Source organism: Rhizobium sp. BK661, assembly GCF_024808825.1.
Taxonomy (GTDB): Bacteria; Pseudomonadota; Alphaproteobacteria; order Rhizobiales; family Rhizobiaceae; genus Rhizobium.
The window spans coordinates 1,108,722-1,126,066 of sequence record NZ_JANTYT010000001.1 but is presented as its reverse complement, the minus strand read 5'-3'; the positions used below and the strand labels follow the sequence as shown (position 1 = coordinate 1,126,066).

Here is a 17,345-nt window from a genome sequence, read left to right as displayed (position 1 = left end):
TATGTCTTAGTTAATAGCCGTGCTTCGTCGCGGGCGGTACAATCAATCATCGGTCGGCATTTAATGGCAACGGCCGCTTGGGAGTTTTGTGCTTCTGCCTGAGCGGAGCATCGAACCAAATGACCGTCCTATCAAACTTAATCTCCTTCACAGACGTCGACGTCGTATTCGAGGCACTCTCGGAATGGTGCCACCTGCACAAGAAAGATCCAATCAGCATCGAAGGTTGCCGGGCAGCCTCGATATTCTTCGATCTCTTCCAGGATGGCTACGACACAAAGGATCGTCTCCTGAGCGCGATTGATCGAAACGATCCTGCTGAGCAGGTTGAGTAACTCTTCCCCTTGGATTGAAAAGCGGCGCGTGTCCGGCGGCCCCCGAAACTGTTGGGCATGTGGCGAACCCAATGGGCGGGTTGCCATACCGCACCTTGCCGTTTTTTCCCGGGCGCGCGGGCGCGTTCGGTGATACGGTGGCGACCCGAACGCCCTCGCCTGTAAATCCAAAAGTGGGAGGATCAGATGCCGACAATGTTCGTAAGGCATGAGGTTTCGGACTACGCTGCATGGCGCAAGGTCTACGACGCGTTTGCCGCCGTGCAGAAGGCAAACGGCGTTACCGCCGAGGCCGTTTACCAAGCCGCCGACAATCCCAACGACGTGACCGTCACCCATGAGTTTGCCACGGTCGAGGCCGCGCAGGCCTTCGGCAAGCTGGAAGAGTTAAGGGCGGCGATGCGCACTGGCGGCGTTCTGGGCGCGCCAACGGTTTGGCTCACCAACAAGGCGTGAACCCACCCGGATTAATCGATCCGCCGACAGGCTCAGACGCTCAAGTACCGCCTAGTGGTGCTTGAAGTACTGTACCTCGCGCTCGTGTTTCTCGGCCGCTTCGCGTGATTTGAACGTGCCGAGGTTTTTGCGCTTGTGGGTCTTGGGGTCGACCTTGCGCGAGTAAAGACGATATTCGCCGGACTTTAGTTTTCGAATCATGATGGCCTCCTATGAGCTTGATAATCCTCATGGGAGCATGTCGGTTCCACGCGGGGTGGCGGCGCGCAGAGATGACACCCCTAGCGACGGAGCTTCAGCGTCCGGCTGTCCTCTCGTCCGAAACCACGAACCTCGATATGGTCCGCCCGGATTTCGACGATGGCGAAGGTATTCTGGCTCTCGGTATCAACCATGCCCTTGAAATTCAGGAAATGGCATCCGTCGAGCGTGCCGGAATTGCCCGCGTGGTTATGTCCACTGAAATAGGCGGCCACATGGCCGTGCGCAGCCAGTAGCGCGATCATCCGTTCGCGGTCCCAGCCGTCATGCTCGTTCGGCGGATAGACTGGGTAGTGGTTCATGACGATGACGCGCTCGCCCGCGGCACCGGCGTCCTCGATCTGGCCGGAAAGCCAGGCGAACTGCTCGTCACCAGGCATGGCGTTCCAGTCCTGTGCGTTGGCGGCGCCGGTGGCCCGGAGTTCGGCCAGCCGGCGAGCGGCAACCTCCCGATCGGCATGCCCCTCCGGCGGCGCAAAGGTGCTGACCTCGTTGCCATTCAATGCAATGAACCGCCAGCCCTGCCTGACGAAGCTGTAATAGGATGACGCCAGACCGACGCGGCTGGCGACATCGGCCAACCGGTCGGCGGCTACCGCAAAATCATGATTGCCAAGCAGAAAGTAGTTTTCGTGCTTCAGCCTGTCGTAGACCGGCAAGATGTCGTCGAAGCTCTCGAAATCCCGGTCGATGATGTCGCCGAGTGTGATGACGAAGCTCAGCTCTTCGCCATTGAAGACTTCGATCGCCTCCGACAGCTTGGCGAGGCTATTTGCATAATGGCGGTCCATCCCGACATGCGGCTCCCTCGCCGCATATTGGGGATCTGCGACGACGCCGAAGCGGAGAACGGGAAAATCGGAAAAGGACGTCATGACAGCGATTTAGGCGCGCCGCATGACACGCCTGTGACGGTCTCGAAACGAAAACACCCGGCGTTTCGAGGCGCCGGGTGCTGACATCTGTTCTGTCGAACCGCTTACTTGGCAGCGGCTTCGTAGCGCTCCAGGACGTAGTCCCAGTTGATCAGGCTGTCGACGAAGGCTTCGAGGTACTTCGGACGCGCGTTGCGGTAGTCGATGTAGTAGGAGTGTTCCCACACGTCGACACCGAGGATCGGGGTTGCGCCGTGCACGAGCGGGTTTTCGCCGTTCGGGGTCTTGGAGATTTCGAGCTTGCCGTTCTTGACGGAAACCCAAGCCCAGCCGGAGCCGAACTGCGTCGTGCCGGCCGCAATGAAGTCGGCCTTGAACTTGTCGTAGCCGCCGAGATCGGAATTGACCGCAGCTTCGAGCTTGCTCGGCAGCTTGTTGCCGCCGCCGCCCTTCTTCATCCACTTCCAGAAGTGGACGTGGTTGTAGTGCTGGGCAGCATTGTTGAAGAGGCCGGCATTGGTGCCGAACGACTTCTTCACGACGTCTTCGAGGGAGAGATCGGAAAGGCCTGCCTCTGCCGCAAGCTTGTTGCCGTTGTCGACATAAGCCTTGTGGTGCTTGTCGTGATGGAATTCCAGGGTTTCCTTCGACATGAAGGGCTGAAGCGCTTCATAGTCATAGGGAAGTTCGGGCAATTCGAAAGCCATTGCGGGTCTCCTTTGGCAATAGTTTGCGTAATCGGCAGGTGAGGCGGAACATAGGAGCGCAAGCATGGAGAGGCAACCGGCGAAATATCAAAAAAGACGGACGGAGAGGAAAAATTGCCTTCGCCAAGCACTTGGCTTTGCAGCCCTAAATCGCTGATCATGGGCGCGTTTCGCAACAGCAGGAAGACGGGGCTCTTCAGATGCAGAGGAATAAAATCCGCTTTTGCATGTTTGCCATCGCAATCGCTGCGGCGGGGACCGCCCGCGCCTCCCCAGGCGACGCCTGGCAGCAGTTCGCGACCGAGGTTGAAGGAAAGTGCAAACAGGCGGCGCGAGCCTCGATCGAGTTTCCGCATGCCGTCGTCGACCCGTTCGGCAGCGAGCACTACGGCATCGCGCTGGTGACCGGCAAGCCGAAGGGTGCGAATGGCTTCGTCAGCTATTTCTGTGTCTATGACAAGCAGACGAAAGAGGTCGAGTTGGGCAGCGAAATTGAGACGGACGAGATGCGGATTCTACCCGACGAATAAGGTCGTCTGCCGTTGTTGCACAAACATCACAGGTACGCCCGTCAAACCTGTTGATTGTCATGTTGCGTATTTTGACACCGACACATAGCCGTTTCTAGATGCACGCGGAGCATGCGTTTACGGACTCACGGCAATTTTCGATCGGTCGCTTAATTAGCTGAAATCCATATTTCGCCGGCGTTTTTGGCAAGTACTTTTGGGGCACAAGTCATGGTCATGAACTTTTTTCGTCGCGCAGAAGACGGCGGCAAATCGCTGTCGACGACAGGATACCGACCCGCATCAATTACCGATGAGCGCCCGGCCGATGAGCCGCTGCGTTACGCCATTCCCGACGTCAACGACTTTGCAGCCTTCGGCTCGGCGCTGGAAGAAAACCAGCGGACGTCGGAGGATCTCATGTCGAGCCTCGCATCACTGCAGGAACGCGTTTCCTCGCTGCTCGGCACCCACAGCCAGTCGCTGAACGAAACCGGCGCGCTCCGCGCCGAATGCGCGCGAATCAGCTCGCTTCTCGACTACGAAAGCAACGCGCGCCAGAAGGCCGACCAGGACAACCTTCGCCTCGGCGCCGAAAACAAGGATTTTCGTGCCGACAACACGCAGCTTCGCTCTGAGATCGAGGCGTTTCGTGACGAGCTGACGAAGCTGCAGGGCGTGCATCAGGTCGCTCGCGAAGAATTCACGATCATCGAAAATCGGCTGCTTGACGCCGAGCGAGAGCTGACGGATCGCGCCATCCAGTTCGACGAAGCCTCGACGCTGCTGAAGCGCGCCCAGACCGAGCTCGACCAGCGCAGCCGCGAACTCTCGGCCACCCGTGAGAAGCTCGACAACGAAGCGACGGCACACCAGCTGCTGATCGAAACGTCACGTCGCGAAAACGGCGTCCAGACCCGCGAAATGGCCCGGCTCAACGAGGAACGCAGCCATCTGAAGTCCAGCCTCATCGAACAAGAAGCCCAGGTGCGCAACCTGCAGATGACGGTTGCCAATCTGAAGCAGGACCTTTCGCTCGTCGAGGAGCGCCACAAGAGGCTCGAGGTCGAGCATGAGACGCTGCAGGCGTCCTCGGCGCTGGAGATCGCGCACCTGACGACGAAGCATGAGGCGATCGGTTCCAAGGCCGAACTCGTGGAAAAGCTTCTCATCACCGCGAACGGCCGCAACAAGATGACCGACGAGGAGCTGCAGGCGGCACGCGCCGATCTGAAGCGCGTCAAATCGGAACTCGCCACGTCCCTCTCCCGCTCCGAGCGACTTGCCGAAGAACTGCAGCGCGCCCGCACGACCGGCGCTGAAAGCGAGGCCGCCCGCCGCGAACTCGCGACGCAGGCAAATGAGCTGACCCTGAAGTTGCGTGAAGCCGAAAGCCTGCGCGTGCGCCGCGACCGGGATGCCGACGCACTGCGCCGCGACATCGACACACGCATGGATTCTGATCGCTACGAAATCGGCCAGCTGCGCACCAGCCTTGAGATCGCCAAGTCGGAGATCCGGCAGCTGCGCGCGGAGCGCGCCATTCTGACCGGCCAGCTCGAGGTCGCGCGCAGCGAACGGGCTGGTGGTCTTGTCCCCGCCGCCCCTCTTGATGAACACGACGACGTCCGCATGCCGGCGGCAAGCTTCACGCCAATGATCGACATCTCCGAGAAGTCACTGCGCGCACCGTCGACCGATGGCACGCCCGCCGAATGAGGCTTGACGGCGTCGGGCCACGGCCTGATGCCAAGTCTTGCTTTTGCCTGTATTGTATTGGTTTCTTAAGGAGCTAAGGCGGATCGCGTGAACAAAGACTTGCGCGACCTGCCTTAGGTCTTTGTTCTTATGCATGTCCTCGCCTCGAAGCGGCTCGCTTTCGGCAGGCATGCATTGGCCAGGAGGAGACCATGGCGCTCGGCACGTCGCATCGCTTGCAGGATGGCATCGAAGCCGTCGAGAGCATGACCCGCTTCGCGTTCGCGATCCTGGCGCTTGCCTCCGGCGTTTACACCTACCTCGGGGTCCGAAGCATCCTCGACGGATCGGCAACGGCTGTCTTCTTCGCGGCGCTTATCTATTCCAGCGCCGTTTCGGTGGCGATCTATGCCTTCTGGACCTACATGGCCCGCTTCTATCCGCACGTAACCAGCGCAGGCGGCCGCGCAGCGATGCTCGGCGTCATGGCGCTCGGCTGCGCGATGATCATCGCCATGTCGAGCTGGCTGAACGCGGCCGCGCTGGCGGGCTCCGCAGCACTCGAACAGCATCTCGCCGAAACGCTGGAAGACTACACGGCCGACCTCGACCAGGCGCACCAGAACGCGCTTGCCGCCCAGAGCCTGCTGCCCGACATCCAGCGTACGCAGGAACGGTTTCAGCGGCTAGCCGATCAGGAGCGGGAAACCGGCGCACTGACGGGAACGACGGGCGCCGGCAGCGTCGTGCAGCTTCTGTCACAAATGGCCTCGCAGCTGACCGAACTGGAAAACGGAATCAACGCCTCGCGCGAGCGGGTGACGACGCTGTTTGACGAGGGTCGCAAGCATCTCGAAACAATGCGGACGCTGGTGTCGGCGCCGGGTGCGATCAACCCACGTGCCGACCAGTTCGCGGCCGAAGTCGTCGGGCTTTCTGGCGTCATCACCTCGCTGGAGCAAACCTCGATCGCACCGTCGGTCAAGCGCGCGGCGGAAGACCTGTCGCTCGGCTTCATCGCGCCGGTTGCGGATGGGCGCGAGGCGGATCTCGCGACACGCCAGGACCAAGTGATGGAGACGATCCGATCCTCCGTTGCGGCGCAATCCAAGGTGCTCTCGCAGGCGGCCGATCAGATCCTCGAACGCAAGCCGGTGGCTGAACGGCGGTTTGTGCCGCTCTCCTCGGCGGAGGCCGTGCTGCGCTATGCCGGCGATTTCATTCCGAGTTGGGCCGGCGCCATATCGATCGACATCCTGCCGGCGGTGCTGATCTTCATGCTGTCGATCGTCCATTCGACGCTGCGCCGCCAGGAACAGCGCCTGCCCTTCGCCGAGCGGATCACCGCCGCCGAGCTTCTGCAGGCGCTGGAAGTGCAGCGTGAAATCCAGCGCCACGGGGTTAACATCGAGACCGCCGTTGACGCGGCGGAGCGCACCGAAACGGCGGACCAATCAAACGTCGCGAACTTCGACCTGTCGGGCAAGGGACCGCGCAAGGGACCGCCCGCATGAGACTGGAAACGGCGGGGCAGAAGTTGAAGAACTACGTGCTCTCCGCCGATGACGGCAGGCTGATGCGGCATGCCTTCCACGCGCTGCTGACGATGGCCGCAATCTTCGTGGTCATCGACTGGCATGAAATCAGCGCCGGCAACACCGACACGCCAGCCTTCGATCCGGCGATGCCGGGCGCCCTCCCCATGCTTCCGCCGGCTCTCACCGAGGGCAAGCCACAAAGCGCACCGGCCGAGATCACCACAGACCCCGAGCTCCTCAAGAAGGCGATCCGCTTCGAACTGCAACCTGACGGCGTGCTGCTCGCGCAAGGCACGATCGAACCGGGCGCGGCCGCGCGTTTCGAGGCTGAGATCAAAGCTCGTGGCGAGTATGTCAGAACAATTTCGCTCGACTCACCGGGCGGGTCGATCGGCGACGCGATCGCCATCTCCACGGTTATCCGCGAACGCAAGATCGCAACCAGCGTTGCTGGCGGCGCACTTTGCGTCTCCTCCTGCCCGATCGTCATGGCGGGCGGCGTCGTGCGAATGGCGGAGAAGGACTCCGTCATCGGCGTGCATCAGATTTTCAATGGCACCAGCGAAAAGCTGTCGCCGGAACGTGCCATGTCGGAAGCGCAGCGCACCACCGCTGACGTCACCCGTCATCTCGACGAGATGGGCATCAAGCCCGGCCTCTGGATTCACGCGATGGAAACGCCGCCCGACCAGCTCTACTATCTCTCGCCCGACGAGATGAAGGACTTCGCGCTGGTTACGCCGACTGCCCCGGTAGCTAAGAAGACGAAATAGTGGCAAGTTCGGAAAGCTGCGCGGAGCTGCCGGCAAGTCAGCAGGGGCTGAGAGAATTGCTGGTTAAAGCTCGCAGCACGGCTTGACTGACGTTGGTAGCTTAGGGTTGCGTCGCCGCTTGAGCGGGACACACGCCGCAATTCCTCTCGAGCTTCTCCAGGGCGCCGGCACCGGCCCATCCTTCAAAGCGATATTCGATAACGCGTTGCTTGATGAGGCAGCAGTCGGCGCGACCGGTCAAGGCCGGCTCAAGTGGATCATCGGTCCAAAACCTTTCTGCAGGCTTCCAGTAGCCTAGAACATCGAGCAGCGACACGCCGAAATAATATTCGTCCGCATAAGAGTCCCCGTAGCCGGGGTCATGCCGATAGCTGCCGTCTGCGTTCAGAGTGTTCTCGAGCGACCAGCGCAACATCTGGCGAATTTCCTCGCGGGCCATCCCGCGCTCTTCCTCGCTCATGTGCGGCCAGCCGAACTTGAAGATCGAAGCCACATCATAGAGGTTGTGGTTGGTAAACTTCCCGCCGCTGCGCCACCCGAAAGGATATGGATCGTCTTTGATGGCAAGCGTCGTCTTGATGATCTGCGGCCAATGCTCCACGTCGCCCTTGCTGTAGCGCACGACATGAAATGTCATGCTGAGATCGGCGGTCTTGCGTATCTTGCCATCGATCACGTACCAGGCGCCCCAATAGCCCGTTTCGGTATCCTGTGCGCCGTGGATGAAAAACCAGGCAGCTTCGCGCAGTTCATCCCAGGCGATGCTCTCGTCGAGTGCTACGTAGCCGGTAAGAATATCCTGCAGATCACGTTTGTAGGCTGCCGTTGAATAACTGGTCATCACGCTGCTTAGTTCGCCACGGTTGTCGACACCCGTGTTTTCGATGTCCGAGATGAGCAGGCTCTGCAGATAATTGATGAGTTCCCGGCCGGTGCGGAGCCTCGGGCGCAGACGGTAGTGGGGCGGCTCCCCTTGGCTTGTAAGAAGGCCGATCGCCGCCGCTGTCGCCCCCAGTCGCATGAACCATTGCTCGTAGCAAAGCCCCCAGAAGCCATCGACCGCCGATTGCTCGCTGGCAAACTTCTGATCCTTATCCTTCAGGCTCCGCTCTATGCGATCCAGCTTGTCCTCCAGCGCCTTCCAGTTTGCCGTGTAGCCAAGCAGCCATTTTGCCTCGAGATAGAGCTGTTCCGAGCATTGCAGCGTATTGCCGGCGGCTTGTTCGGCGGCGATCCCGGCGGCGAGCGCCTCGAGACGCTCCGTGTATTGCTGACGACGCTCTCGATAGTTGGGGTCGAACGCCTCGAACTCGCGCACAATGACGTCCCGCATGTCGGTCTGGCCCGCGAGCGCGGCTGACGGGGAGCCACCGAATACGACGAGTCCCGCGAGCGCCAGCCGAAGACCTGCGGCAATGCGGTGACTGAATAGCGTGTCCACCATGGTCTTTTCCACATCCACCAAGACTGGTTGGTCTTCGAGACGGTCACATATGCAGGGCGTCAATCAGCTTTGCGTCTTTGTGGGCCTCGCAGGCGTTGTTGATTGCCACGAGCAGATTGCCCTGGCTGAGTTTGCCCAGCTTGGGATCGTTCTTTAGCGCCTGGCGCACCGTGGAACCAATCTCGACCATGCCGTCGTGGCTGGCTGCATTATAATCCTTGCAGGTCACCGTGGTCGGATCGATCGCGACGGCGCCAAGCGTTGGCAAAGCGGCGGTGGCGAAGACCAACGAAAGTGGAAGGCGGCTAACCATCGATCTTCCTCCCTCGGTTAACTTGCTCCGCAACAACACGCGGCCAAGACAGTCTAGCAGAAATTGAAAACCCAATCGCGCATGATGTCCGCTTTCGCTGCTATCGCTGCGACCGCCACGGTTGTACAGTTCGCCGGGATAAGCGAGTGTCGTGCGTCGGAGCACGCTCTGTAAAGGGAGGATGCCTTGCCTAGATCGTTGTTCCTGTCGCTAGCGCTGGCTGTCGGCCTCTGCGTCCCAACAATATCCGTGCCGACCGAAGCAAGTGCACAGACCAATATAACCATCAACATCGGCACCAATCTCAATAGAGGCCGGGGAATTACCTGCAGTGAGGGCGAGAGGCTGCTCCGCAACCGCGGTTTTAGGGATGTCAGGAGGATCGACTGCCGCAGTCGTTTCTTCGTCTATCGTGCCTGGAGAGGCGGTAGCCGCTTCGAGATTGCCGTGCGGCAACACGATGGGCGCGTTGTCGATATGCGACGCATCAGTGGAAGGCGATAAGCCCCCAAAGCGGGCATCGGCTCTGTCATAACGGTCATGCCCCCGAACGGACTGGCGAGAATGCCAGCCTATGCGACAAGACGTGCGGCAATCAATCCGAGCAGCGCCACCAAGACCAGCCCGGTGGCTACGAGGACCTCACGAAATTGCGGACCTACCTGTCGCCTCTGATAGCGTCCGGCAATGATGTCGCGCTCTTTAGTAAGATAATGGATTCCGTATCGACCGAACATTCCTGTCTCCATCAGACACATCAATGGAATGAGCGTCGCATGGTCCGGCGTATGAAATCGATACGGTGACGAGCCGCCAAAAATAAGTGTCGCATAAGCGTCGCGTTCAGAAGCAGCGCCACTATGAGATTTTGATTTCCGCGCGCTCGCGTTCGTCTGGAACCCTAACACGCCTGCAGCCATCTTCTTGCCACAGCCGATTTTTGAGAATTGGAGCACGAAGATGTATTTCGAACTCAAGGACGCTACCGCCGACATCCTCGCCAAGAGCCGGCGCCGCGAGGACCCCTGCGATCTTCCATTGAACCTGATTGCCTCGGAAAAAGAGGCCTACGACATCCAGGCGATCGCGCAGGACGCCCTGGGCTTCGCACGAAGGGGCTATGCGCTTATCGGGACAAGCGACGAGTCGTTGCGGACATTGGGTTTGACCAAGCCAGTCTATTCCGAGATTCCCGCCTTTTCGTTGCTTGAGGGCGTCAAGGAGTTCAGACTTCCGCCGGAGACGATCGGCGTCCAATGCGAGTTCGTGTTCACGATGCGCCGGTCCTATCCGGAGGATGGCGAGCCTATCGACACCAAGACTGCCAGCGACGCCATCCTGGGCTGCCGGCCGGCCATTGGGATCGTCGGCCGCCGGACTCGCCGGACATTCGTCGGCGACCATGCGGCGATTGCCGACTTCGGCCTACATGTTGCAACGATCTGCGGCGACCCGGTTCCGCGCATCTGGCCTGGCGAAGTCGCCAAGATCGAGGTGACGACCTTTCTGTTCAAGCAAACCGTTTTTTCGGGAAGGGCGACGTCGGTCATGGGTGATCCACTGAACGCCGTCGCCTGGCTTGCGGCAGAGCTTGCGGCAAAGGGCCGACGGCTCGAGCCGAACGACATCGTCGCGACTGGCTCATGCACGAAAATTCTCCAGGTCTGGGCGGGCCAGCACCTGGCAGCCGACTTCGGTCCACTTGGCCAAATCGAGTGCGTCTTCACCTGATACGGGCTTTGGGCGGCCCATTCGAAAACGGTGCCTCTGCATGCTAAGTGATGTCCACGGGCACGCGGTTCATCAAGCGAGACGGAATGGGTATCAGGAACTTTTTGATCGAAGGCGTGTCCGGCACTGGCAAGACCTCAATTGCCACCGGATTGCAGCAGCGCGGCTATCACGTCATCCACGGTGATCGTGAACTCGCCTATCAAGGCGACCCTGAGACGGGTGAACCACTGGATGGCTCAGCGTTAAAGCGGAGCGTTCTGGATGCCGCCTTCGGCCACAAGCACCATCTTTGGGACATCGACAAAGTCAAATCTATGGTGGCCGATCAAAGCCACTCGATCTCTTTCTTCTGCGGCGGTTCGAGGAATTTTCATCAATTCATCGACCTGTTTGACGAAGTCTTCGTCCTCGACGTCGATTTGGACACCTTGAAGAGGCGGCTCGCCAGCAGACCTGAAGGCGAGTTTGGCGCAAAGCCCGCCGAACAAGAGGTGATCATGCGACTGCATGCGACGAAAGAAGACGTTCCCAGAAACGCGACCGCCATTGACGCCACCGCGCCGCTCGCCTCCGTTATCGACGATATCCTGTCGAGGTGCGGAGAGACCAGAACCGTGATGGCTGCCTTTGGTTCTGTGCGGCCCTGAAGTATCGGCTGCAGCTTGTCCATTTCAGTCCTTCGGACAGCCGAAAGGAAAACGGCTTCCTGCGATCTATGGTATGACTTCATTTAGTCCCCTCTCCAAACCGAAGCAGGAGGAGTGCGATGCCCTTTAACGACAGGTCAAAGCATATTACCGAGGGGGTGGCACGCTCGCCCAATCGCGCGATGTATTACGCGCTCGGTTATGAGAAAGCGGACTTCGACAAGCCAATGATCGGCATTGCAAACGGGCACTCGACGATCACGCCCTGCAACGCAGGACTACAGCCGCTGGCGGATGCGGCGATCGCATCGATCAAGGCGGCGGGTGCCAACCCTCAAGTCTTCGGAACGCCGACGATATCTGATGGTATGTCCATGGGCACTGAGGGCATGAAATACTCACTGGTTTCCCGCGAAGTGATCGCAGATTGCATCGAGACGGCGGTCCAGGGGCAATGGATGGACGGGGTCCTCGTCATCGGCGGTTGCGACAAGAATATGCCGGGTGGAATGATCGGCATCCTTCGAGCAAACGTTCCTGCAATTTATGTTTACGGCGGGACGATCAAACCGGGTAGATGGAAGGGGCAAGAGCTATCCATTGTTTCCTCCTTTGAGGCCGTAGGCGCGTTCATGGCGGGAAACATGAGCGAGGAAGATTTTGTCGGGATCGAACGCAACGCCTGCCCCTCAACTGGTTCGTGCGGTGGAATGTACACGGCGAACACCATGAGTTCGTCGTTCGAGGCGCTGGGTATGTCGCTACTCTATTCTTCCAACATGGCAAACACCGACCAAGAGAAGATCGATAGCGCCTCTCTATCCGCGAGCGCGCTGGTCGAGGCCGTCAAAAAAGGCATCAAACCTCGCGATATCGTTACGCGCAACGCTATCGAAAATGCGGTCGCCCTGATTATGGCTACAGGTGGCTCCACCAATGCCGTCCTCCACTATCTCGCGATCGCACACGCAGCAGAAGTCGAATGGTCCCTCGACGATTTCGAGCGGATACGCAGGAAAGTACCGGTCATCTGCGATCTCAAGCCGTCCGGAAGATACATGGCGGTTGATCTCCATCAAGCCGGAGGCATTCCTCAGGTGCTGAAACTTCTACTCAATGCGGGCCTGTTGCACGGGGATTGTCTCACCGTCACCGGCCGTACTATTGCCGAAGAACTCAAGGGGTTGGCAGATCAACCTCGTGCGGACCAATCTGTCATTCGAACCTTGAATGCCCCGCTTTATAGCGAGGGCCATCTTGCAATCCTCAAAGGCAATCTGGCCGAGGATGGGGCGGTCGCAAAGATCAGTGGTTTGAAAAAGCTTGCAATTGCCGGCCCCGCGCGTGTTTTCGAAGATGAGCAATCGGCTATGGATGCCATTTTGGCTGACAACATTCGGCCGGGCGACATACTGGTTTTGCGCTATCTCGGTCCGAAGGGCGGTCCCGGCATGCCTGAAATGCTGGCTCCGACATCTGCGATCATCGGTCGTGGACTTGGCGACAGCGTGGGGCTTATCACCGACGGCCGGTTCTCGGGTGGGACCTGGGGAATGGTCGTTGGCCACGTTACACCTGAGGCATTTGTCGGAGGGACAATCGCGCTTGTTCAAGAGGGCGACATGATTACCATCGACGCGCATCGTAAGCTGCTTCAGCTTGAGGTGGGCGAGGATGAAATCGCGCGACGGCGCGCGCTTTGGAGACAACCCAATCCCAGGTACACCAAAGGGGTGCTCGCAAAATTTGCAGCGCTCGCCAGACCGGCTAACGAAGGAGCGATAACCGGATAGTTTCAACTGGCTGCGTTTGGCGCAAAACGGCATGTCGATTGTCGGCCCAAGCGCACGAGCGTCTGATCCGATTGAACTTCAAACTGAACCCCGCCATCAGCGGTCAAATCCTTCCCGCCCGATGACCTCAAACATGCTTGACGAATGTCGGAGATGCCATGCCTTCAACGTCGGAGGCTGCTGGCGGCGGCGAGCATTTCCGCCGCGTTTGGAAAGGTGCAGAGGCTGTCAGGCCCGTCGCGCGCTTCAATTTGCACCCAGCGAACGATGCCATCGCCGTCGATGAGGAAGTGTCCGACAAGCTGTGTGGGGTGGCTTGCGAAGATGGCATGGTCAACCTCAGTAAGCTCGAAGCCGTCTTGGGCGTTGAGTAAGGCGTTGGCCGCCATCGGATGAAGCGCGTCCGGCAGTTCGCCCGTCGGGTTGATGCGAGCGGCCTCGAATTGCTCCATGCTTGCCCGATAGGGCCATACTGGTTTCTCGGAGCTGCCCTCGGGCAGGAACTCCCCGTACGGCACACCAAAGGCCCGGTGCGTGGAGCAATCCTGGTCGCATAGCAGCACGGCCGGCGTCGGCCGGTGGTCGAAATATACGCGGGCGCGCTGCACCGGCGTGTTGATCACGGCAACCGTTTCCACCCCCGCGGCGTGCAGGGCAGGCTGTAGACTACCGAGTTGTCCGACCTGACGCCGGCAGAACGGACAGTGCAACCCGCGGAAGAAGGCGATCAGAAACGGGTGACCGTGAAGGCTGGCAAGAGAAACCGTTCCCTCTTGATTTGCCGACGGAAGCGCGAAGGCGGGTGCGTATTCCCCTGGTTGGAGCGGGCGCATCTGGTCTCGCATGGCATCTGTCCTTTGCTAGGAGTTCAGTTGGCTGCTGTGCTTGATCCAAGTGCAACACCTATCACGCCACGGCACCACTCGCTATGTTCACGGGTGCAATCGGCTGGAGCGCGAAGCTTCAGGAGCCTTGCAGCGCAAACGGGCGGTCGGACAACGGGCAAGTCCCCGGAACAGTCGAGATAGCGGCGAAAACCTAAATCGGGCCTGACCTGCCGCTTGGAAGAGGAGAGAAAATGAAACGCATCGACATGGAGGTGAGCGGCGGCTGCCAATGCGGTACGGTGCGCTACCACGCAAAAGCAATGCTCGACAATTCGCATCTCTGCCATTGCCGCATGTGCCAGAAAGCTTCGGGGAGCATCTTTGCCGCGCTCGTCGCCGCACCCGACGATGCGCTCACCTGGACACGCGGCAAGCCGAGCGTCTGGAAGAGCTCGGAGCTTGTCGAGCGCGGCTTCTGCGCCAATTGCGGAACGCCATTGTTTTTCCACCACCTTAAAAACGGTCGCACCAACCTGATGATAGGTTCGCTTGACGATCCGCACGCATTCCCGCCGCTTGCCAATACGTGCACCGAAAACATGGTGGCGTGGTTCGATACGATCACGGGCATCGAAAACGCCGGTGTGACCGAGAACAACGGCGCCGACTGGGCCGCAGCAATCAAGGAGAGCAACAACCAGCATCCCGATCACGATACCACCTCATGGGCAGTGAGGGCGCGCGATCGCTGAGTTCGGGCGGCTGCAAGCGATTGCGGCTCTGCCGGGCGCGGCGTTAGAGAACAAGGCTTCAGGCAGATTCAGCGACCGGCTTTGCTTCGCCGAACCATCGCGAGGCGGCCTGTGCGGCGTCCTCAAGATCAGGGGCAGTGTCCGAGGCCCAGGCGACGACTCCATCCGGGCGCACGAGCAAAGCACTCAAACCCAGCCGGTCTTTCGCGGTGCCCGCGACGTAGGTCATGCGTTCACTCCAACCGTTTGCCAAGGCTTGAAGGGGAGAGCCAGGGCCAAAGTCCAGCAGCAGGCCTTGCCCACGCCTGAGGCGTTCGCCGAGTTTCGTCCCGTCGGCGAGCTCGAAGTCGGGCGCGCTACGACCGACCAGCGGATGGCTGCCGCCTAGATCCTGGCGGAGAGAAACGCCCGATACCCGCTCCGCGAAATATGTCGCCCCGTCTCGAGTTTCGATCAGATCACGGATGATGGCTTCGAGCGCTCGCGAACTGCGGTTCGGCCGCATGAGCGCGACCTGGGCGCGCGACCAGTCGAGGACCTGAGCCCCGACAGGGTGCCGCTCGCTTGCATAGGTGTCGAGCAGGCCGTCCGCCGCATCGCCGCGGATGGTGGCGGCAAGCTTCCATCCGAGGTTCATCGCGTCGCCAAGCCCGAGGTTGAGGCCTTGGCCGCCCAGGGGGGAATGGACGTGCGCTGCGTCGCCGGCGAGCAGCACTCGGCCGTTGCGGTACTCTGTCGCCTGATGGGCGCGATCCGTCCAGGTGGTGGCAAGCTGGAGTGCTGTTATCGTCACGTTGGCATCTGAGATCCGGTGCAAAACCGCCTGCACATGCTCGAGCGTAATCGGTTGCGTGCGGTGGAAAGCGCCCCCGTCAAACTCGACCATCGCGATCGTCCCGGGGCGGGAGTACGTGTACATGCCCGTCCGCGTATAGTGACGGCCGAGCTGGAGCTTGTCCGGATCGGCCATTTCAACCTCGACGGAATAGCCCGTGAACTCGGGATCGGTACCGACGAATTCAAAGCCGGCGGCCTTGCGCACGGTGCTGCGGCCACCATCGCAACCGACGAGCCAGCGTCCCTCGAAGGTTTCACCACCGGCGCGGACGCTGACGATTTCGCCGGACTGCTCGAGCTCCTCGACGCTGAAGCCGCGCCGGATCTCGACGCCCATTGCGGTTGCGCGGGCGGCCAAGACGGCTTCGAGGTGCTCCATCTCGATCACCATGCTGGTGCCGGCCGGACTTGGCAGACGATACTGCCACTTCGCGGTGTCAACGTTGTCTTGGTAAAATTGGATACCGGCGAAATGGCCAGCCGGCCGGCGCGCCTGTTGCATCCAATGCGCGGATGCCGGAGCGCTTCGGTTGCCCGGGTCGTCCTTTGCAGGTTGCGGAGCAGTGATGTCGTCCAGCATTCCGCGACGGTAGAAGGCTTCGATGGTGGGAGCCGAAAGGCCGCGCATTCCGAATGGAAGGCGCTTCAACGGCGAAATCGGGTCTTCGGCCTGCTCCAGCACCAAGACCGAGAGGTCCACAAGCCGCAGCTCGCAGGCGAGAAATAGGCCGACAGGGGCCGGCGCCGGCGATCACGACGTCATAGATGGTCGATTGGCTGTTGTGCATGAACTGCTCCTTTGTTGGTGTTCGACCCGGAGCGGTTCATCGACGCGAGAACCACACGGACGAACAATCGGCACCGCCTGAGCGGCCCGATGCTCGTCGTGGGGGATCTCATGCGCGAGGCAGGAGGCCAGAGCTTTCGTTTCCAAAAGGACTTGGGCTTACCAAACCAAGTCTGCCTTTTCCGACGCAGGCTGTATAACGGATTGACGACCGGCCTGCAACGCCGGCTGCGGCGCGAGCCCGATCGAGGCTGCAGCCGCAAGAACCCGTCGACCCAAGCTGGCGCTAGGGCATTTCGAGGGTCGGCCGCGTATTCGCCGAGTTGTTTTCCAAGCGCTAGACGTTGCGACCGAAGAAAACGTCCACGGAGGCGACCTTGTCGCCCCTGAAACGTAGAACCTCCATGTTGCGGAACGCGCCGCCGTCATGCTTTTCGGCGCGGTAGCGGACCACGGCCTCGTCGCCCGCAATCTGGAGGTATTCGATCTCCATGTCGCGAAACGGTGGCGGCTCTGGCCAACAGCGGCTGAAATATTCGATCCGATCGATACGATCGTCGCGTGGGCTGGAGAAGCTGAAGTCCTCCGTCAGCATTGCACCGGCATCATCCTTGCGGCCCTCGATGTAGGCAGCGTAAAGGCTGCGAACGATGCCCTTGCGTCGTGTGTCATCGCCTGCCATCGCCCGGTCCTTCGTTTTAATTCCGATTGCAATTTGCAATCAGTTTATAGCAGAGGGAACCACCTTGCGCAACCGCGGCCGGGAATCGGCTGGCGAAGGGCTGATGGTGACGGCCTGCGGCGGGTTGCATCGGAGACCAATGGAACACCACGGCGCCGACAAAACGGCTTCGAAGCCGCCTTGATGGATGGTCCGCGAGGGAGCTATATGGGCGTGTACCCACCCCGGAACGATCTGCGCATCCACTGCCGGGCAACCGCCCATGCGCTCGACACCGACCGGCTCCCGCTTCCCGACGCCTTCACCCGCGCCGATTTCCTTGCCGCCGCAAAGGGACATGCTTGCCTCCCGCGCGGCTGAACTGACCTATACGATCA

19 protein-coding genes and 1 pseudogene are annotated in these 17,345 nt (G+C 60.3%); 11 read left to right on the top strand and 9 right to left on the bottom strand.

Annotation, left to right across the window (positions count from 1 at the left end; genetic code table 11):
* Positions 1-119 precede the first annotated feature (119 nt).
* Both FHX16_RS05465 and FHX16_RS05460 read left to right on the top strand, forming a co-directional pair.
* Entirely contained in the window at positions 120-335 is a 216-nt protein-coding gene (locus FHX16_RS05465) for a hypothetical protein (protein ID WP_259126739.1), read from the top strand.
* A 186-nt stretch (positions 336-521) separates the two neighbouring features.
* Entirely contained in the window at positions 522-791 is a 270-nt protein-coding gene (locus FHX16_RS05460) for a cyclase (protein ID WP_183751961.1), read from the top strand.
* Positions 792-842: 51 nt separating this feature from the next.
* Here FHX16_RS05460 and FHX16_RS05455 read toward each other — a convergent pair whose 3' ends face one another.
* From FHX16_RS05455 to FHX16_RS05445, 3 genes are all read right to left on the bottom strand, one after another.
* Positions 843-992: a hypothetical protein gene (locus tag FHX16_RS05455; RefSeq protein WP_016553206.1), complete on the bottom strand. Its 150-nt coding sequence runs from the start codon at positions 990-992 to the stop codon at positions 843-845.
* Positions 993-1,072: 80 nt separating this feature from the next.
* On the bottom strand, positions 1,073-1,927 hold the full coding sequence (locus FHX16_RS05450; RefSeq protein ID WP_183859718.1) for a metallophosphoesterase: 855 nt from the start codon (positions 1,925-1,927) through the stop codon (positions 1,073-1,075).
* A gap of 104 nt (positions 1,928-2,031) precedes the next feature.
* Positions 2,032-2,634: a superoxide dismutase gene (locus FHX16_RS05445; RefSeq protein ID WP_016553204.1), complete on the bottom strand. Its 603-nt coding sequence runs from the start codon at positions 2,632-2,634 to the stop codon at positions 2,032-2,034.
* A 200-nt stretch (positions 2,635-2,834) separates the two neighbouring features.
* On the opposite strand from FHX16_RS05445, the gene FHX16_RS05440 reads away from it, so the two are divergent.
* The 4 genes from FHX16_RS05440 (at position 2,835) to FHX16_RS05425 (ending at position 7,152) form a co-directional block, all read left to right on the top strand.
* A complete protein-coding gene (locus FHX16_RS05440; protein ID WP_183859720.1) occupies positions 2,835-3,164 on the top strand; it encodes a hypothetical protein in 330 nt (109 codons plus the stop codon).
* 210 nt (positions 3,165-3,374) lie between these two features.
* Positions 3,375-4,862, top strand: coding sequence for a hypothetical protein (locus tag FHX16_RS05435; protein WP_259126736.1), 1,488 nt, complete (start codon positions 3,375-3,377; stop codon positions 4,860-4,862).
* A gap of 191 nt (positions 4,863-5,053) precedes the next feature.
* Positions 5,054-6,355, top strand: coding sequence for a hypothetical protein (locus FHX16_RS05430; RefSeq protein WP_183859724.1), 1,302 nt, complete (start codon positions 5,054-5,056; stop codon positions 6,353-6,355).
* Complete coding sequence (locus FHX16_RS05425) at positions 6,352-7,152, top strand: ATP-dependent Clp protease proteolytic subunit (protein WP_183859726.1); 801 nt, start codon at positions 6,352-6,354, stop codon at positions 7,150-7,152. The genes FHX16_RS05430 and FHX16_RS05425 overlap by 4 nt, the downstream gene beginning before the upstream one ends.
* 100 nt (positions 7,153-7,252) lie before the next feature.
* Here the strand turns inward: FHX16_RS05425 and FHX16_RS05420 are convergent, their stop codons facing one another.
* The 3 genes from FHX16_RS05420 to FHX16_RS05410 all read right to left on the bottom strand — a co-directional run bounded on the left by FHX16_RS05420 (position 7,253) and on the right by FHX16_RS05410 (position 9,886).
* Positions 7,253-8,596 (bottom strand): hypothetical protein, encoded by a 1,344-nt coding sequence (locus tag FHX16_RS05420; RefSeq protein ID WP_183859728.1) that lies wholly within the window; start codon positions 8,594-8,596, stop codon positions 7,253-7,255.
* Positions 8,597-8,639: 43 nt separating this feature from the next.
* A complete protein-coding gene (locus FHX16_RS05415; RefSeq protein WP_183751975.1) occupies positions 8,640-8,909 on the bottom strand; it encodes a hypothetical protein in 270 nt (89 codons plus the stop codon).
* 572 nt (positions 8,910-9,481) lie between these two features.
* A complete protein-coding gene (locus tag FHX16_RS05410; protein WP_183859730.1) occupies positions 9,482-9,886 on the bottom strand; it encodes a hypothetical protein in 405 nt (134 codons plus the stop codon).
* Here FHX16_RS05410 and FHX16_RS05405 point away from each other — a divergent pair.
* The 3 genes from FHX16_RS05405 (at position 9,870) to ilvD (ending at position 13,083) form a co-directional block, all read left to right on the top strand.
* The gene (locus tag FHX16_RS05405) at positions 9,870-10,640 is read left to right on the top strand and encodes a 2-keto-4-pentenoate hydratase (RefSeq protein WP_183859732.1); all 771 of its coding nucleotides are present in this window, start codon (positions 9,870-9,872) and stop codon (positions 10,638-10,640) included. The genes FHX16_RS05410 and FHX16_RS05405 overlap by 17 nt on opposite strands.
* Before the next feature lie 86 nt (positions 10,641-10,726).
* A complete protein-coding gene (locus tag FHX16_RS05400) occupies positions 10,727-11,290 on the top strand; it encodes an AAA family ATPase (RefSeq protein WP_183859734.1) in 564 nt (187 codons plus the stop codon).
* 119 nt (positions 11,291-11,409) lie between these two features.
* A complete protein-coding gene (gene ilvD / locus FHX16_RS05395) occupies positions 11,410-13,083 on the top strand; it encodes a dihydroxy-acid dehydratase (RefSeq protein WP_183859735.1) in 1,674 nt (557 codons plus the stop codon).
* Positions 13,084-13,247: 164 nt separating this feature from the next.
* On the opposite strand, the gene FHX16_RS05390 is transcribed toward ilvD, so the two are convergent.
* Positions 13,248-13,928: a redoxin domain-containing protein gene (locus FHX16_RS05390; protein ID WP_183859738.1), complete on the bottom strand. Its 681-nt coding sequence runs from the start codon at positions 13,926-13,928 to the stop codon at positions 13,248-13,250.
* Positions 13,929-14,161: 233 nt separating this feature from the next.
* On the opposite strand from FHX16_RS05390, the gene FHX16_RS05385 reads away from it, so the two are divergent.
* On the top strand, positions 14,162-14,662 hold the full coding sequence (locus FHX16_RS05385; RefSeq protein ID WP_183859740.1) for a GFA family protein: 501 nt from the start codon (positions 14,162-14,164) through the stop codon (positions 14,660-14,662).
* Between the two features lie 58 nt (positions 14,663-14,720).
* On the opposite strand, the pseudogene FHX16_RS05380 reads toward FHX16_RS05385, so the two are convergent.
* Positions 14,721-16,287: pseudogene (locus FHX16_RS05380) on the bottom strand (FAD-dependent monooxygenase).
* Between the two features lie 336 nt (positions 16,288-16,623).
* Complete coding sequence (locus FHX16_RS05375) at positions 16,624-16,968, bottom strand: nuclear transport factor 2 family protein (protein ID WP_183859742.1); 345 nt, start codon at positions 16,966-16,968, stop codon at positions 16,624-16,626.
* 213 nt (positions 16,969-17,181) lie between these two features.
* Here FHX16_RS05375 and FHX16_RS05370 point away from each other — a divergent pair, with 213 nt between their 5' ends.
* Complete coding sequence (locus tag FHX16_RS05370) at positions 17,182-17,328, top strand: hypothetical protein (protein ID WP_246712545.1); 147 nt, start codon at positions 17,182-17,184, stop codon at positions 17,326-17,328.
* Positions 17,329-17,345 lie beyond the last annotated feature (17 nt).